Source organism: Helicobacter sp. T3_23-1059 (assembly GCF_053654515.1).
The window spans coordinates 1-469 of the sequence record NZ_JBSIUV010000226.1 but is presented as its reverse complement, the minus strand read 5'-3'; the positions used below and the strand labels follow the sequence as shown (position 1 = coordinate 469).

At 39.7% G+C, this 469-nt stretch carries 1 protein-coding gene; it reads left to right on the top strand.

The genetic code is table 11. The features are described from left to right. A partial coding sequence (locus ACWIX0_RS14175) for a hypothetical protein (protein WP_454174615.1) occupies positions 1-434 on the top strand: 434 nt, incomplete at its 5' end. Between the last annotated feature and the right edge of the window lie 35 nt (positions 435-469).

The following is a 469-nucleotide window of genomic DNA, read 5'->3' as shown; positions in this document are numbered from 1 at the left end:
AAATCAATGATTTGCAACAACAAATATGGGCTACGCAAGAAAATGTAAATATATGGAACAGCACAATAGGAATGGCGGCAACGCAACAAGATAAACAAGCTGCAATACAAGTAAGAGATACTATGCAGGCGAGGCTAAACTCTTTGCGAGGACAACGATCTACCATACAAACAAAGCTACAAAAAGAACAAACAGAATTAGAAAAAGTAAAAGCAGAGCTAACAACCACACAAGCCGAGCTAGATTCTCTTTTGCAAGCCAAGCAAGAGCAAGAACAAGAGAAAGAGAGGCAAGAAGCATTAAAACAAGTGCAATTAGCAAAAAAACAAGCCGAGTTAGCAAGGCTTTTAGCACAATGTAGCACCCCCCCCCCCAAGCACAGATTTAGTAGCAATCAAACGCGTTTTAGAATCGCTAAATGCCTTGCAAGCTAAACTTTTATCTACCTAAGACTCCTTGCAAGAAAAAA